The following is a 16102-nucleotide window of genomic DNA, read 5'->3' as shown; positions in this document are numbered from 1 at the left end:
CCTTAACGCTTTCCCGTATACGCCTTATAGGTAATTTCAACGGGGCTCTTTGCTTTGACAGCCGTTTGGTATGATTTCTCCCCAATGAGAGCCCATTGTTGCAAACTTCCCTGGTACAAGAAGGCGTTTCGTACCGACCACCTGAAAATGGACAATAATCCTGATGTTTGGCAGGAAGTGGAGACATTAATACTGCATGCCATAGAACAGGAGTGACAGTGAGCATCCTACTTCGGGTGGTAGCGGTGCCCTTGGGCGTGCTGCTTATTGGGGCACTATTTCAAGCCATAGGTTCAGCGATTGATCGACGACGCTATCCTCCACCGGGCAGGCTTGTTCCCGTGCAAGGTACCCGTCTCCATGCCTATTCGGAAGGTGAAGGCGAGCCGACGATCATATTGGAATCAGGAATCGCAGCTTCTTCGCTGAACTGGAGAGCAGTGCAAGCGGAGTTAGCGCAGTTCACGCGGGTGATCAGTTATGACCGCGCAGGTTTCGGGTGGAGCGAGGCCGCGCGCACCCCGCGCACGATCGACAATTTGGTGTCCGAATTAGAGAAGATGCTTGACTCTCTTGAGATCTCCGGACCGCTCATTCTGGTTGCGCATTCCTTCGGTAGTTTGATTGCTCGTACGTACTGTTATCGCAATCCCGATCGCGTCGAGGGACTTCTGCTGCTGGATCCAATCGATTGTGAGTATTGGCGCACGCTGCTCCCCGAAGGCAACGAACGATTGGCAATCGGTGCCAGGCTTTCAAGACGCGGTGCCTGGCTGGCGCGAGTCGGTGTGGTTCGTTTTTCCCTGATGTTGCTGTCGGCAGGAGCGAGGACGCTACCGAAATTGATCGCGCGCATGGCAAGTGGCAGCGGCGAGAGCGTTATCTCGCGCGTCACCGCCGAGGTCAGCAAGATGCCGAGCGAACTCTTGCCCGCGGTACGCGCACATTGGTCGCGCCCGCAAAGTTTTGAGACCCTGGCCCAGTATCTTTCTCGACTCACCCGGTGCGTGGATGAAATTCCATACGCATCGCTGGGTCATCTTTCGCTGATCGTGATTTCTGCCGAGAATGCAACTGAGTCAGAGGTAAGGGAGCATCGCAAGCTGGCTTCACTCTCCAGCATCGGCGAGCACGTCATCGCGGAAAGGAGCGGCCACTGGATACAGTTGGATCGGCCCGATCTGGTCGTTAGCTCATTGCAACGATCCTATCGCGTGTCTCGGAAGCCCTCTATTCCTTTCCTTTAGTGGTAAAGCCGAATCTTCCTGTTTTCTGCGTTTCCGCTCTATCCGCTGGAGCCCTGCGGATTGACCTCGCTCGCGGCGGCTCTGCGAGACTCCGCTAATGCGATACAGCGGCTACGCGACCAGAACTATCCAGATGCCGCAAGGATTGAGAACTGGCCATCGTGGAGTCTTCCAATTTTCAAATAGGCGCGTGATCAAGGCGCCGTGGTTGGATACGCGCACGGTGCCATGGGATTATTTGTCGCCTCCGGCGAAGCAGTCGACTTCACCTCGGGCGCCGAGTTCAGTCCCGTCGCGGAGCTCAATATCTGGTATCACGTCCTGAACTGCGGATTTCGGGTGGCGATGCTCGGGGAGACAGATTTTCCCTGTATCAGCAGTGAACGGGTTGGTACAGGAAGAACCTATGTCGGGCCGGCCAATCCTCCGATTGGAGATCTCGGATACGGGTCGTGGATTGAGGGCATTCGCAATGGACGATTGTACTTCGGTGATGGACGTAGTCACTTTATCCACTATCAAATCAATGGCCATCACGTGGGCACTGGCAACATAGAACTGCCAATACCCGCTACGTTAGTGGTTACCGCACAGATTGCTGCACGACTTGAGGAGAAGGCAAATCCAAAGTCACCGCGGGCGGCCTGGCGTCTCGAACATGCGCGAATCCCCGGAACGCGCAGTGTAATGGTAGAAGTAGTAGTCGGTCAGCCGTTGCTCAAAAGACAATCTCTGCGAGTGGTGAGTTGGTGGCGTTTTGGGATCGAGATCAGGATTCAGCGCATCTCCTGGGTGGGGTTGCGAATACTCCCATCCGGACACACCCATCCGATCTTCGTTCGCGCTGGAGGAAAGCCTGTCCGGGCCTTCCGGCGGAGCGCTGAGTGGTGCCTCACCTGTATCGATGCTGTTTGGCAGAGAAATCCCCTCAAATAAGAACCTCGGAATTGAAGGACGCTAAGGATGCCTACGAGCACGCCCCTACGGTGTATCGCAGAGTAGCTACCGAATGTGAGGGTTGAATGATGATTGCAAGACTAACTAGGATCTTGGTCCTTATTGCTCCGTGGTTGCGGCAGCGCATGGGCGAGCGCGACGCGCTCTGCGAGGAGACCCGGCCGGAGAAAGCATTGCCGGATAGCGTTGTGGCTCTTTCGTCAGCAAAAAACAGCCTGAAACATGCGCCATTGCTTCGAATACCAGATCGGAACGCATTTGTATCCTCCTGGAAGGCTTGATTTTTCTCTTCCATAGCTGCTGAATCTGCTGAGTTCACCAGGCACAACAACGGTATGCAACAACCGGTAGCAGAGGGGAGGCTTCTGCCTCGCCGGCTCGGTCACTTTCTCACACGGAATGGGAAGGAACTAGCTCCGTGCTGCCAGCCGACGGAGATGGTTCACACCGTGAGTAGAAATTTTGCGCTTTGAAAAGATCTTAGGACGCGCCAAATAATATCCCTGAAATAACCGGAATCCTTCTTCAAGAGCCATTTCAAATTCTTCGTTTGTTTCGATTTTTTCCGCCACGAGCATCGTGGCATTACTCTTCAGGCGACGAATAATCTCCCTGCGCTCCTCTTTATCGGAGAGCCGAAAATCGACCTTGACATAATCTGCCAGCGCGAGCAGTCCTTCCATTTTTTCGCAATGCTGAAAGTCATCGAGCGCAATCTGGTAGCCCAAGGCTTTCATTCTGCGGCAGGCAGCCAGAACCTCTTTGTCTGGCTCAACCGTTTCGAGAAGCTCAAGCACGGTCGAAGGCGGAAGCCGTGTCAACAACCCTCGGACCAATGCATCCCGTGTGCAGTTCAGAAAGGTGCGATGGCCTCCTGTGAGTTCGTCGAGTCCATGAAACATCCAGTCGCCAACCATCATCTTCGTCGCCGCGTCGGAGTCTCCAGTAAACCGGTTATCCCATCCCGAACGAGACAGTGCTTCGTAACCGAAGATCTTTCTCCGGCGATTGAAGATCGGTTGGAGCGCGAGAAAGCGGTAGTCACAGGCATCCGGGCCAGACGGCGCCCACGGAGACTTCATCCAGTTTCCAAAGCTATCGCCCAGCCTTGGAGTCTTGCGGCGTCGCCGCACTGAACCGAACATATTCAAATTTCGCCTCCTTCGAATTAACCCAAGGCACGTGCGAGAGCTACAAGCAGGCCGTCCGAGGCGGAATCGTCGCGCAAGGTACGCGGATGAACGCCCGGGAGGAACCATAGGACAACCTGTGAAGGACCCTCGCGACCAACTCCGTGCCCGTCCCAGTCGCGCCGGTGGCGGGTGGTGGCCACACGAATAGCGTTTGTTAGGCCGATTTCTTTATCCATGAAGCGAACTCGATGATCTTGCCGTACTGTTCACGGCTAACCCATTTCACGCTTTTTCGGGAGTTATTCGATATGTAGAATTCGATTACTTTTGCCACAGTCACCCCTTCCTTCTCTTCTACAGCGGGCCTGCGATCTTTATTGCTGCCCGCCCTGTGTAAAGCAATTTGCGCACCAAAGGTGCGGCGCTTCAACGCGAGAAGTGGTTAGCGGCTGACGATAAATAAGTTAGCTAAAAAGTAGGATTTGCGAATGTCACATAAGGGTTGAGTGACGACGTAGCGATGACAAGATACCGTCATTGTGTCGTCACCTTGACAGGCTCGCAGCCGCTTCCTGGTCACAACCTTCCCATGTTGATCCATCCCTACCAGATGGAAAACGCTCTTGCCCACATCAATGCCGATAACCTGCATCTGCACAAAATGAGCCTCCGTGAACCGCTCCCAACACGATCCCCCCTCTTCTCCGGCGAGATCAAGCGACCATCTCATTAACATCGGGCAAGCCAAAATCGCGGACGACGTTCGCGACGACAACCGTACGAACCTCATCCACCGACGGCCCTTTGGATCGGGCAATGGCCAGTCATCCCGGCATGCCACACTAGATGCAGTGCGTCAATCTGTCGGGAGAAAGACGTATAGTCCGAGAATTACAGCGTACAGGAGATAACGTATGAACGGTACGATACGGGACGGCACACAGGACAATGATGTCAGTACACATTGAACAACCTACAATCTGTCAATGTCGTTGAAAGTCCGCACGGCATCTACCAGAACCTTTGCCTTCTGCTTCACTGTTTTTGCGTCGTCACCCGGCCTGTAAATAGACGAGCCTGCACCGAAGCCGTTCGCTCCTGCTGCCATCCATGCAGCGATACTCTGTTTGTCGATCCCGCCGACAGGAATAACGAGGGCATCCTTAGGCAGAACAGCTTTCAAGGCTTTCAGCATAGAAGGTCCCACAACCTCGGCTGGAAACAGTTTGATGGCATCTGCCCCTGCTTTCAACAAGGCGAACGCCTCGGTGGGATTGAAGAACCCGGGAACAGCAAAGAGACCGGCTTGTTTTGCGGCGCGAATGATGGAAAGCTCGGCGTGCGGCGTTACGATCAGCCTTCCCCCCGCGCGCGCTACCTCAGTAACCTGTGCAGGATCGGTTAGCGTCCCCGCACCGATCAACATTCGATCACCGAAGACACGCGCTAGCGTCCCAATACTTTGGAACGGATCGGGTGAGTTGAGTGGTACCTCAACAATGGTGACGCCGGCCTCCTCCAAAGCATCGCCTATGAATTCGGCCTCGTCAGGCCTGATGCCACGCAAGATCGCGATCACCGGGCAACGCGATATCCATCCCCTGAGATCACTGCTCTCTATAGCCAACCCAGCCTCCTTCCGATAGCCGCAAGCCCACGTGCCGCCGCATCTTCGTCTTCGAGGGTGGCCGCGCCTCCGCAAGCCGCAATCGCTCGCTGATACAGCTTGCATAGTTGTACCGCACCCACTAGGTGAACATGCACGTCTGCTGGCATCACCGCCCGGACCTCATGCCCAATCAACAGACCCGACAGATATGAAGCCGTGGTTTCTTCCTTGAGGTCGCCAGTCAGCGCCAGGGTGCGGACGCTGAAGAGATGATGCAGCAGGCCGCCCGCATCGGCGGAACGGGCAACACCGCGAAGAAAACTCGCCTCGTCCATGGCTGCTTCCGAATTCATGAGCCTCGAGAGGATCGTGTGTTTGCGTAGCGCAGCAAACGCATCGCCCGTCATGCAGGTGAGGAAGCTCACGATGGACCGGTCCCTGAGTTTGATCCACTTCGTGTGCGTGCCTGGCAGACACACCAATCCGCAGCCGTCGCAATCGTCGACGATTCCCATCGCCTCCGTCTCTTCTCCACGCATCACCTCGGGAACACCATTAGAGTCTTCTCCCATAACGCCTGGGATCAGCATGGCTTCAGCGCCCGCAAACGATATCTTCATGACTGCCTGGGCGAGATCGTCGATCTTCACCGGGCACCGAAGGTAGTTGGCCTCAGTCCATCCCTGGCGGCTCCCCACCATACCGCACAACAGCACACGTGTTTCGCCGTTGGCGATCCAGTCCCCCACCTGCTCCTGCAGGGTTTCGGCAAACTTCCCTTCCCGCACCTTGAGGATACCGATGGGATACGATCGCCGCCCAATCACCTCTCCGGTGTTACCGAAGCGAAACGCCCGGAAGTTGCTTGTACCCCAATCGACCCCGATCAATCCTGTCCTCCCGTAAACTCTCACTTCATTGAAACAAAGGCATCCCGTGCAAACAATTGCTCGACATCACGGTTCACTGATCGCTTCGTACGATGGGCGCCATGAATAGACACACGAGAAAGCGAAGCTCGGGAAATCCTGACCATCGAGCACACCAATCTCAGTCCACGCGAAGAACCGTCTCTTGGATTCCTTCGTTAGCCACAGGTTACCCTACCGTGCCGCGTAAGTCTTACTCTGCTTATTACCCGAGTTGAAGACCGTGAAGCTTCCCTTTGGACTTGCCTTCACGACGATGTAATTTCCTTGGTCCGGTCCCTGAGGATTCGCAATATACTCGGCTGCTGTGTTGTGCTCCGCGCCACCCTCCTCCGAGTAGTGCAACTGCCACAGCGTCTCCAGGCTCGGTGACTGGCGGATCGTATCAAGCACCGGAATATTGCCACCCTTCGTAGCACCGTTATCCATAATCGCCACCCGCGGATGAATGGCATCGATCAGGGCATGGCTGGAGCTTGGACGAAATCCGTGATGCGAAACTACTAGGAGGTCCACCGTGCCAATGCGATTAACCGGGCACATAAACATGTGCTCCTTCTCCCATGTCAGATCGCCCAGGTCGAGAATCTTCAATTTGCCGAAGTTGATCAGCACGCCCAGCGAGTGCGAGTTCTCACTGCGGTCGTTCGGCTTGTTTTCGGCGATGTCGCAATACTGGTTATTCTCTCCGCCTCCAGGCAGGTTGTGATCGATCGCATTGCCGTCGCTGCTGATTACCGTGGCCTTCATGCTGCCGATAGGAAAGACGTCGCCCGCCTTAGCCGAGATGCGTTTGTACTTCCCCGTTGCCAGCACCTTTTGATAGGCGTCCCAGATCTTCATCGTCGGCCCGCCGGGCTTCGTGTCGATGTTCTCGCCATGATCAAGGAACGTCCCCACGGGAATTCTGTCGACGAGCTGAGGAACTCCACCAGCATGGTCGTCGTGATAGTGCGTCAGCAGCACGTAGTCAATCCGGTTGATTCCGGCCAGTTTGGTGGCTGCAATGATTCGGTCCGCATCGCGCCCATCATTGCCCGGCCAGCCGGTATCCACCAGCAGCGAGTGTTTGTCCGGCGTTACGAACAGGGTGGCCTGCCCTCCCTCTACGTCCACGAAATAAATCTGCAGATCGCCCTTATCGGCCGCCCGCAGCTGCGAAGGAAGAACCGCAACACCAGCTCCCAGCGCAAGGGTAAGCGCAAGGGAAGGAACTCTCATCTTCGACCGCCTCGTAAACTTCATATCACTCCCATTCAGGTTGCAAACCTATCTATATATGGTCGGCTAAAATTTGCAGTAGAGCGGAAAGCCCGATTCTCCTTCCGCTCCGCTGCAGTTTAGAACTGGAACCGCAGGGATGCCTGCAGATTCCTGGCTGTGCCTACGATCGACGTGATCTGACCAGCCTGCGTGGTTCCAATATTCGCATTCGGATATCCAAACTGCGGATGATTGAAGATATTGAATGCCTCAAAGCGGAACTGGAAGAGCATCTGTTCGTGGATAGGGAACGTCTTCAGCAGCGACATATCGAAGTTCGTCCTTCCCGGCCCGACCAGCGAGTTGCGCCCCGCGTTCCCGTAGGTGTACTGCGCCGGAATGCTAAAGGCCGACGCGCTGAACCAGTTGGTAAGCGTCTTCGGATAGTTCACCGTACCAGTCAGATTCGGTCTGCTGCCGGTGCCGGTATTCGTTGTTGACGTAGCCAGCACAGGGGAAAAGTACAGCCCCGTCTGCGTGAAGAAGATGCCGTTTGTCTGCCATCCTCCGAGCACCCAATTCAGCGGTCCTCCGCGGTTCATGAACTCCCGGCCCTTGCCAAACGGAAGCATCCAAAGGTAGCTGAGTGTGAGGCGCTGGCGCTGATCGATAATGGAGTTACTGCGCTCTGCTGAAAGAAATCTTGGGTCCTGTGGCGTCGGACCTGCGGCGCCACCGCCAAACTCCAGCGGAACGTTGTCGATCGAGTGCGCCCAGGCATACCCCATCAGGAAGTTCACCCCGTGGCTGAGGCGCTTATCCAGCGTCACCTGCAAGGCATAGTAATTTGCACTTCCCCTGGACGTCGCATACGTCACGTCGCTTAGGTTGGGGTTGATGGCATACAACGGACGCCGTGTGTTCAATGTGGTCGCCCCTGGAATCGCCTGGTTGGCGTTGTAGGGGAGGTAGATGGCCCGTCCCAGATTGCCCACACCCACAACCTTCAGCACCATGTCCAGCCGCTGGAACTCCTGCTCCATACCGAGGTTGAACTGCTCGGCATAACCGGGACGGAAGTTGGGATCAACAGAGGACTGCGCTCCGCTCGGATTGTCAGCCTGCGAGTAGTTCACCGTCGGCGCCGGTGGAAATCCCTGGCTGATTGTGCCGCCAGGAGTGATATCGCTCTGCGAGTTGCTGATCGTCAATCCAAAAGGCACATTGCGCGCGAGACGCATATTCACACTCTCGCTGCCGGACGCATTGTAGAAAAGTCCAAAGCCGCCCCGAATTACCGTTGACTCATATACCTTGTAGGCGAATCCCACGCGTGGGCCGACACCTTTCTTCCACGGCAGTACTCCGGACGTCAGGCTGACTCCGTTGCGCTCTGCTATGTCCATCTTGCCCGTTGTTGGATTGAAGTTCGACCACTGATTATGTGCTTCGCTCGGCGGGCTGAAATAGTCCCACCGTATACCGTAGTTCAGCGTCAGCTTTTTGGTCACCCTCCAATCGTCTGCCGCATAGAAACCATATTCATTCAGGCGGATGCCCGGAAAGGGGAAGGTGTAGTCATGCGCAATCAGAGTAGGAAGGCCGAGCATCATGCTCGCCACGCTGTCTCCGCCCGTTCCCGCCGGGTTGCGAGAATCCGTTAGAGCCGCCGAAAAATTGAATCTGCCGTTGCCCTGGTTGGTCTGGTAGATCGACAGCTGACGGCGACGAAAATCTCCTCCAAACTTCAGCGTGTGCGAGTTGTGCGTCCACGTCAGGTTATCCAGCTCCTGAAATGTGTTCTCTCGGCGGTACAAGGGGAGTGAACGTGTCTGCCCGATCCCGAGATACGTCGAAGGTGAGAAGATCGGCAGGTTCTGTTCCCGCGGAGTCACATTGGAATTGGGTACGCCAAGTTGATTGCCAAGACCACCGTTCTCGACAAAATCCACCGGAACGTAGTCCAGCCGGTATCTGTTGAATCCGAACCGGAAGTCATTCGCAATCGTTGGAGTGAGTATTCTCGTGTAGCTAGTGGCTACGTGCTGGACAGGCGCGGTTGAGCTGCCAGCGAAGGAAGCCTCATCGCTCAGGTGTACCGGTGTCGATATTCCAGGAATATTTGTCACTGGATACGTACTCGGCGAAATGTTCAGTGACTTCTGAATGGAATAGCGCGCGAAGAGCATGTCCTTTTCCGTTAGCTGTTCATCGACGCGTACGTCGCCTGAATCAGAATTGGTAATGATGGTCTGGCTCGAAGAGTAGTTGTTGATGCGCCCGGGACCTGTTGGCAACGGATAAGCATTGATCATCTTCATCGCAATCGGATCACGCCGCCCCACCGGAATGATGTTGTTCCCAAATGGCGTCCTGAGGAATCCTCCAGGCACGTTCGGGTTTGCACGGGTCGTCGTGGGATCATAGATGGTGGCCGTCTCACCGAAATCGCCATTGCGCATCCGAACGGTAGGGACGTTCCCTAGAAGGAACGCCTGCGTGCTCCGCCGCGACCCCTCATAGTCAACGAAGAAGAAGGTCTTATTCCTGCCGTTATAGACGCGCGGAATAACTACAGGCCCCCCAAAGGATCCGCCAAACTGGTTGAGCTTCAGCGACGGGAACGCCGTGCCTGCCTTGTTGAAGTACGTCCGCGAATCCACAGCGGAGTTGCGGATAAACTCGAACGCGCTTCCATGCAGCCGGTTCGTGCCCGACTTCGAGATCACGTCGATAACGGCACCCGAATTGCGCCCGATGTCGGCGCTATAGAGATTCGTCTGGATCTTAAACTCGCGAACGGCCTCTACAGCCGGCCGAAGCACGACCGACAGCGTAAGCCGCTCATTGTCGTCCACGCCGTCGAACAGAAAATTGTTATCTCCCTCGCGATTGCCGTTGGAGAAAATCTCTGACCCCGGCCGCCTGTCATCCGGTCGCGTGCCGCTCTGGATCGTTCCCGTAGCAGACGACCCAACTCCGGTCACACCAGGACTCAGCGTTGCCAACTGAGTAAAGTTGCGACCATTCAAGGGAAGCTGGTTCACCATCTGCTGGTTAACCACCGTGCCGATCGACGATGACTCGCCCTCGAGCAGCGGCGCTCGCGCCGTTACCTCCACAGTCTCCGACGCCTGACCGACCTTCAGCGTAAGGTCGAGCCGCACCTGCTGGTTCACCTGAAGATGCAGACCGGTCTGCACCAACTTGCTGAACCCTACCGCTTCGGCAGTGAGTGTGTAGGTTCCCGGTCGCAGGTTCGTCAGCACATAATCCCCATTGGTTGCGCTCTTGGTGCCCTGAGCTGTGCCCGTCTCGACGTTGGTCGCCGTGACTGTGACGCCGGGAACCACTGCACCTGAAGCGTCCGCAATAGAACCGCTGATCTCTGCGGATGTCGCCTGCGCTTCGCTACGCAGACTCATCAACGCGACTAACACCAATAAACATGCAGTTTTTAACACGTCGGGTCTCCTCGTCCTCATACCACAGGGGAATGCTGAGTTCATTGCGCCGATCACTCTATATCTCAAAAAACTAAAATTGCAATCATTTATTGAAATGAATTTCGTAATTTGACATAAAAGAGCGGAAAAGCCTAACGTACCCTCTCAAATGAATTGCAAAGTGCTTTCAGATAAGATGAAACCTGTACAAGCCCTTATGGTGAAGCCCAAGACAGTCCGGAAGTTAGTAGCGGCCAAGCGCGTCGATGACTCGCCGCACGATAAGTACTTTTCTCGCGCCGTCAGCAAGGCACTGGAAGCACTCGAGTTCCTGCAAAACGAAGGGAACTCTATGTCCATGAATGAGATCGCCCAGCGTTTGCGGCTCTCCAAGACCTCAGCATTTCGCCTGCTGAAGACCCTGGAAGCTACCGGCTATGTGGCCCAGGACGGCCGCGGACAATATAAGTTGGCCCCCGGCATCCATGCCGTCACGCCAACCCAATGGCTCAGCAAACTCGTGCGGATCGCCGTGCCGCACATGCAGGCGCTCACTCACGAGACGACGGAAACCGTAAGTCTGGCTGCCCTGTTCGAGAACAGGATCGAGGTCGTCGCCGTCATCGAGAGCCCTCACGTCATCCGAATGAGCAACGTCGTCGGCCACATCTTGCCGCCCAACGCCAGCTCTCTGGGCAAGGCCATCACCGCCTTCCAGCCCCCCGCAGGACGGGAGAAGTTGCTGCGCAGCTTCAAGATCTACCGCTTCACCGACCACACCATCACCGACCCTCGCGACCTGGCCCACGAGTTCGAGAACATCCGCGCTCAACGATTTGCCGTAGACCGCGAGGAGTGCGCCAATGATGGCATCTGCTTCTCTGTGCCGGTCTTTGGTCCCGGTGACGAGGTCTCCGCAGCCATCAGTCTCTCCATGCCGAAGTTCCGTCTGCGCGGCGAGGAGCACGAAGCGTCCATCATCGCCGCTCTCCGGGCGACCGCCTTGACTCTTGCTCGCGACCTGTAGGCGACCGAAGCCTCTTCTATCGATAAACCTCTCTCATCTAACTCATGTTCTACGTATTTTGAACAAAAGTTCGTTTTCTTGACGAAAGTTGCAATTTTCACTTGACGTTGGTAATCCGTCACCTATAAAGTCCCCGCTGTCGTGAAACCAGGTTTCGCGAACATCTTCTAAAGGGTTCTTTACAAGCGTGATGCGGACATCCCGTCTTTCTCTCTTTCTCGCCATTTCTGCGCTTGCAACCCACAATCTTGCAGCACAGATGACGCTCGCCTCCAGAATCGGCCACACCGACCCAAGCAAATACAAGCACAGTCGCTCTCACGACAGTGCCGGCGACATGGCCTGTGAGCTCCTCGTCTCCCCCACTGCACTCAACATCAATCTCAATTTCATGCACCGCTGCCAGATCATGCCCGGCGGCGGCGTCGGCCATCACTTCCACAACTCCACCGAAGAGATGTTTATCGTCTTCGATGGTCAGGCCGAGTTCACCGTCGACGGCCGCACCTCCACACTCAGCGGAACCGTCGGCGCCCCCGTCCGGATGGGCCACTCCCACGCGATCTATAACCCCTCCGACAAGCCGGTTGAGTTCATGAACATCAACGTCGCCTCGATCAAGGGACACTATGATGCCTTCAACCTCGGCGATGCTCGCGTAGGCGCTCCCAAGGATGCGACACCCGTCTTCATGACCATGAAGCTCGATAAGGCGCTGCTCGCACCCATCAAGAATCACAACGGCGGCGAGGGCACGGTCCGTTACCGTCGCGCGCTCGACCCAGACGTCTTCCTCACCAACTGGGCCTATGTCGATCACCTACTCATTCCCGCTGGCGCCTCCGAGGGCCTGCACCGCCATCGCGGAGTCGAGGAGATCTACTACGTCCTCAACGGAGACGGCCAGGTACGTGTCAACGACGAAACCGCGGAGATCCACAAGGGCGATGCCGTCCCCATCCGCCTCAACGAGCCGCACTCTCTAACCAGCACCAGCGGCGATCTTGAGCTGATGGTCGTCGGCATCTCGACGCAGAAGAACGTACTCGACACGGAACTCGGTGCTCCCGCACACCACTGAAAACAGTGCTCCATGAGCTGCTTTATGAAGGGAGAAAGAATGCTGACCGGTAAAACTGCGCGGATTACGCTCTGTTCCCTTCTCGCCCTTCCGATCGCATCCCTGGCGCAACAATCGCCAGAGCTGGCGCAACGGATCGCGCACACCGACCCCGCAAAGTATCAGCACCTCACCTCGGTCCACAACGGCTCCGGCCCCATGGATTACATGGCGCTCTTCGACGTCAAGAGCTCGCAGTCCGCGAAGTTCAACCTCGGCACAAACCTCTTCTTTCTGCATCGCGGCGTGCTTCCCCCCAATGGAGGCATAGGAGCGCACTTCCACAATCACTGCGAAGAGATGTTCATCATCCTCGACGGCGAATCGCAGTTCACTATCGACGGCCGCACCTCCGTGCTCAAAGGGCCGGCAGGAGCGCCCGCTCGTCTCGGGCACTCGCACGCGATCTCCAACACTTCCGGCAAGACCGTCCAGTGGATGAACATCAACATCGGCCTAACGAAGGGCTTCTACGATGCCTTCAACCTCGATGACCCACGAGTGGGAGCCCCCGTCGATCCAATCCCGACCTTCATCGCGATGCATCTTGACCGTTCCTTGCTGAAGCCCGTCTCCAACATGCATGGTGGCAGCGGCACCGTGCAGTATCGACGCGCACTCAACCCCAGCGTCTTCTTCTCCTCGTGGTCCTATGTCGATCATCTGCTCCTTCCGCCAGACACCTCGGTCGGTCCTGACACACAGCCTGATATGAGTGAGGTCTATTTCGTGCTCTCTGGTGAGGGTACGGTCACGCTCAACGGCGAAAAAGCCGCGATCCACGCGGGAGACGCAGTCCCCGCCGGCCTCGGTGAGACGAAATCATTTGCCAGCACCGGCTCCGCGCCACTCGAGTTCATGATCTTTGGTATCGCACGCGATATGGCCGCCAAGGAAGCGTACATGACCTCGCCAACCGGGATGACCGGCCTCGTACCGACAGAAAAAAAATGAGTTCAACCAACAAGGAGCCTTCGCAATGCCTAAGGTAATCGACACCCACGCACATCTCGGCGAGTGCTGCGTCTTCGGCCTCTACGGTACCGAGGAAGATATGATCCGCCGCATGGACGAGTGCGGCGTTGACGCCACCATCGTGCAGCCCTTTCCCGGAGCCAGGGACTACGTGCATCGCCACGACGAGATCGCCGAACTCTGTGCGAAGCATCCCGGCCGCTTCTTCGGCCTCGCCAGCCTCAGCCCACACGTCGGCCGCGACAAGTACGAACGCGAGGTTGAGCGCTGCATCAAGGAGCTCAAGTTCGTCAGCGTCAAGCTGCACACCATCGGTCACGGCGTAAACCCGCTCACCGAGGACGGCGACCTGGTCTTCGCCACCGCGCATGCACTCGGAATCCCCTGCATGGTCCACACCGGCGCCGGAATTCCCTTCTCGCTCCCCGCGCTCTGCATCCCCGCAGCCAACAAGTACCCCGACCTCAAGATCGTCCTCGCCCACGCCGGCGGAGGAATCGTCTCCGCAGAAGCCCAGGTAGCGGCCTCCATTTGCGACAATCTGTACCTCGAAACATCTTGGTGCCTCGGCGAAGACATCCGCTGGATGATCAACACCATCGGCCCCGACCGCGTCATGATGGGAGCCGACCTCCCAAGCAACGTTCCCGTCGAGTTCGCAAAGTACCGCGCGCTGGATCTAGAAGCCGAGGTTTACAACAAGGTCATGGGCCAGACAGCCGTCGAAGTCTTCAACTTGAAGTGGTAAGGAGGCCCATGTTCGTTCTGCATGTTGAACTCAAGGTGAAGTCCGGGTCGCAGGCTAATCTCGAAAAGACCTTCGTCGAGCGCTTCTACCGGGCCATATCGGCACAAAGTGGTTTCGTCGCAGCAGAGCTTCTGCGCTCGAATGATGACGAAACCAGCTACCGCTTGTGCCTGAGCTTCGATCAGTGGGCTTCGCAGCAAAAATGGGTGGCCACCGATCTGCATCAGGAGGTCTGGCCGCTCGTTGAAGATCTCTGCGAGAACTACGCCGTCGCCGGATACACCGCTATCTAGAGCTGCTTCGATAAAAAAGGAAAATGAGGCTCTTCTATGCAGCGTGCCGTCCCCGACTACATCTCCAGCTCCGTTCCCGTGCCAACATCTGCGCGGGTACCGTGGTACAGCAGCACCTTCCCCACCTACTTCGGAATTTTCCTCTGGGTTGGCTTCTATCTGAAGATAGCCGAGCCGACGATCGGATACGCCAGTCTTGGCCTCTGCCTGCTCGCTCTCCTCGTCGCCGGCCTGCTCTGTTTCGCACTCTATTATTGGGTGCCAGCGATGCTCGGCATGCAGAGCGGACGGCCGCTCTATGTCGTCGGCTCCTCTACCTTCGGAACCTCGGGCGGCTATTTCATTCCGGGACTCATGATGGGCTTCCTCCAGATCGGCTGGGTCGCTGTAATCGGAGCCGTCTCGGCAGACTTCATCATGAAAGGGCTGAACCTCACCTCGCGAACCCTCTATTGCGTGCTCGTCGTCGTCTGGGTCTACAGCCTGGGTTGGGTCGCCATCAAAGGCATCCACCACGTCGCGCGCGTCGCGAAGTTCCTTAACTGGGTCCCGCTCTTCATGGTCCTCATCGTCTTCTGGGCCAACCGCGACGGCATCGCACGCTACCAGCCGGCGCACACGCAGCCGCTGACCGGCTTCCTCAACGTCCTTAGCATCGTCATCGGCTACTTCGCCACAGCAGGAGCCGCAGGGGCGGACTTCGGGATGAACAATCGCAACCGCAAAGACATCCTCCTCGGTGGCTCGCTCGGAATCGTCGGCGGCGCGCTCATCGCAGGCGGCCTTCCACTTCTCTCCATCGCAGGGTATCTCGGACGCGGCATCGGTCCCACGAGTTACGACTACACGGCTGCCATTGCCAGCGTCGGCACTCTGGCTCCAGTAATGTTCTTCCTCTTCGCTATCGCCTCCATGGTGCCTACCTGCTTTTCGTCGTTCATCGCATCGAACAGCTTCAGCACCATGCTGCCGAAGATCCCGCGCATGGTCTCGACCTTCATCGCTCTCACCATCAGCATCCTCCTCGCGGCCACTGGAGTCGCAAACAACCTCGTCGGCTTCTTCAGCCTCGTCGCCGCGTCGTTTGGCCCCATCTGCGGCGCGATGGCTGCCGACTACCTCCTCGCTGGACGCCGCTGGAGCGGACCGCGGATCGGTATCAACTGGGCAGGATACATCGCCTGGCTCATCGGCTTCCTCGTCGGCATTCCCGAGCACATCCCCGGCCTGCCGCCCGCACTCCTCAAGGCCGACAACCCCTCCAGTCTCTATTCCTTCTTCGTAGGCTTCATCATTTATCTTGTTCTCGCCAAGGTGGGTATGCGTTCTCCTGTAGTTGAAGCAGGAAGCAACACGCCGCAGCAACTATCCGTCTGAACTCTTTCTCCATAACGAATACCGCGAACCCGGCAGGA

13 protein-coding genes and 1 pseudogene are annotated in these 16102 nt (G+C 56.8%); 8 read left to right on the top strand and 6 right to left on the bottom strand.

Features of this window, described 5'->3' with window-relative positions; genetic code table 11:
• Positions 1-218 precede the first annotated feature (218 nt).
• Both BDD14_RS22980 and BDD14_RS22975 read left to right on the top strand, forming a co-directional pair.
• Positions 219-1247 (top strand): alpha/beta hydrolase, encoded by a 1029-nt coding sequence (locus tag BDD14_RS22980; RefSeq protein WP_165420208.1) that lies wholly within the window; start codon positions 219-221, stop codon positions 1245-1247.
• Between the two features lie 198 nt (positions 1248-1445).
• Positions 1446-2183 (top strand): annotated as a pseudogene (locus BDD14_RS22975) (CehA/McbA family metallohydrolase); the annotation flags it as partial.
• Positions 2184-2614: 431 nt separating this feature from the next.
• Here BDD14_RS22975 and BDD14_RS32020 read toward each other — a convergent pair.
• From BDD14_RS32020 to BDD14_RS22945, 6 genes are all read right to left on the bottom strand, one after another.
• The gene (locus BDD14_RS32020) at positions 2615-3124 is read right to left on the bottom strand and encodes an EAL and HDOD domain-containing protein (RefSeq protein WP_165420163.1); all 510 of its coding nucleotides are present in this window, start codon (positions 3122-3124) and stop codon (positions 2615-2617) included.
• Positions 3125-3372: 248 nt separating this feature from the next.
• A complete protein-coding gene (locus BDD14_RS22965) occupies positions 3373-3573 on the bottom strand; it encodes a hypothetical protein (RefSeq protein ID WP_242618144.1) in 201 nt (66 codons plus the stop codon).
• A gap of 737 nt (positions 3574-4310) precedes the next feature.
• A complete protein-coding gene (locus tag BDD14_RS22960) occupies positions 4311-4964 on the bottom strand; it encodes a 2-dehydro-3-deoxy-6-phosphogalactonate aldolase (RefSeq protein ID WP_242618143.1) in 654 nt (217 codons plus the stop codon).
• Positions 4955-5836: a 2-dehydro-3-deoxygalactonokinase gene (locus BDD14_RS22955; protein ID WP_130421570.1), complete on the bottom strand. Its 882-nt coding sequence runs from the start codon at positions 5834-5836 to the stop codon at positions 4955-4957. The genes BDD14_RS22960 and BDD14_RS22955 overlap by 10 nt, the downstream gene beginning before the upstream one ends.
• A 213-nt stretch (positions 5837-6049) precedes the next feature.
• Complete coding sequence (locus BDD14_RS22950; RefSeq protein WP_130421568.1) at positions 6050-7096, bottom strand: ComEC/Rec2 family competence protein; 1047 nt, start codon at positions 7094-7096, stop codon at positions 6050-6052.
• Between the two features lie 119 nt (positions 7097-7215).
• Positions 7216-10542, bottom strand: a complete 3327-nt coding sequence (locus BDD14_RS22945; RefSeq protein WP_130421566.1) for a TonB-dependent receptor — start codon at positions 10540-10542, stop codon at positions 7216-7218.
• 178 nt (positions 10543-10720) lie between these two features.
• On the opposite strand from BDD14_RS22945, the gene BDD14_RS22940 reads away from it, so the two are divergent.
• From BDD14_RS22940 to BDD14_RS22915, 6 genes are all read left to right on the top strand, one after another.
• Positions 10721-11551: an IclR family transcriptional regulator gene (locus BDD14_RS22940; protein WP_165420207.1), complete on the top strand. Its 831-nt coding sequence runs from the start codon at positions 10721-10723 to the stop codon at positions 11549-11551.
• A 190-nt stretch (positions 11552-11741) separates the two neighbouring features.
• Positions 11742-12632, top strand: a complete 891-nt coding sequence (locus tag BDD14_RS22935) for a cupin domain-containing protein (protein ID WP_130421562.1) — start codon at positions 11742-11744, stop codon at positions 12630-12632.
• Positions 12633-12671: 39 nt separating this feature from the next.
• Positions 12672-13625, top strand: coding sequence for a cupin domain-containing protein (locus tag BDD14_RS22930; RefSeq protein WP_130421560.1), 954 nt, complete (start codon positions 12672-12674; stop codon positions 13623-13625).
• A 25-nt stretch (positions 13626-13650) separates the two neighbouring features.
• The gene (locus BDD14_RS22925) at positions 13651-14394 is read left to right on the top strand and encodes an amidohydrolase family protein (protein WP_130421558.1); all 744 of its coding nucleotides are present in this window, start codon (positions 13651-13653) and stop codon (positions 14392-14394) included.
• A gap of 8 nt (positions 14395-14402) precedes the next feature.
• Complete coding sequence (locus tag BDD14_RS22920; RefSeq protein WP_130421556.1) at positions 14403-14687, top strand: antibiotic biosynthesis monooxygenase family protein; 285 nt, start codon at positions 14403-14405, stop codon at positions 14685-14687.
• 36 nt (positions 14688-14723) lie between these two features.
• Positions 14724-16064 carry a purine-cytosine permease family protein gene (locus BDD14_RS22915; protein WP_130421554.1) on the top strand — a complete coding sequence of 447 codons (1341 nt, stop codon included), beginning with the start codon at positions 14724-14726 and terminating at the stop codon, positions 16062-16064.
• Positions 16065-16102: the final 38 nt, after the last annotated feature.

Source organism: Edaphobacter modestus, assembly GCF_004217555.1.
GTDB classification, from domain to species: Bacteria; Acidobacteriota; Terriglobia; order Terriglobales; family Acidobacteriaceae; genus Edaphobacter; species Edaphobacter modestus.
Note: the sequence above shows the minus strand (reverse complement) of the source record. Positions and strands in the feature narration are given on the sequence as shown.

Bases quoted from the DNA above. Each gene is read 5' to 3' on its own strand.
- BDD14_RS32020 (WP_165420163.1), bottom strand. From the start codon at position 3,124: ATGATGGTTGGCGACTGGATGTTTCATGGACTCGACGAACTCACAGGA.
- BDD14_RS22965 (WP_242618144.1), bottom strand. From the start codon at position 3,573: ATGGATAAAGAAATCGGCCTAACAAACGCTATTCGTGTGGCCACCACC.
- BDD14_RS22950 (WP_130421568.1), bottom strand. From the start codon at position 7,096: ATGAGAGTTCCTTCCCTTGCGCTTACCCTTGCGCTGGGAGCTGGTGTT.
- BDD14_RS22940 (WP_165420207.1), top strand. From the start codon at position 10,721: ATGAAACCTGTACAAGCCCTTATGGTGAAGCCCAAGACAGTCCGGAAG.
- BDD14_RS22935 (WP_130421562.1), top strand. From the start codon at position 11,742: ATGCGGACATCCCGTCTTTCTCTCTTTCTCGCCATTTCTGCGCTTGCA.
- BDD14_RS22930 (WP_130421560.1), top strand. From the start codon at position 12,672: ATGCTGACCGGTAAAACTGCGCGGATTACGCTCTGTTCCCTTCTCGCC.
- BDD14_RS22925 (WP_130421558.1), top strand. From the start codon at position 13,651: ATGCCTAAGGTAATCGACACCCACGCACATCTCGGCGAGTGCTGCGTC.
- BDD14_RS22920 (WP_130421556.1), top strand. From the start codon at position 14,403: ATGTTCGTTCTGCATGTTGAACTCAAGGTGAAGTCCGGGTCGCAGGCT.
- BDD14_RS22915 (WP_130421554.1), top strand. From the start codon at position 14,724: ATGCAGCGTGCCGTCCCCGACTACATCTCCAGCTCCGTTCCCGTGCCA.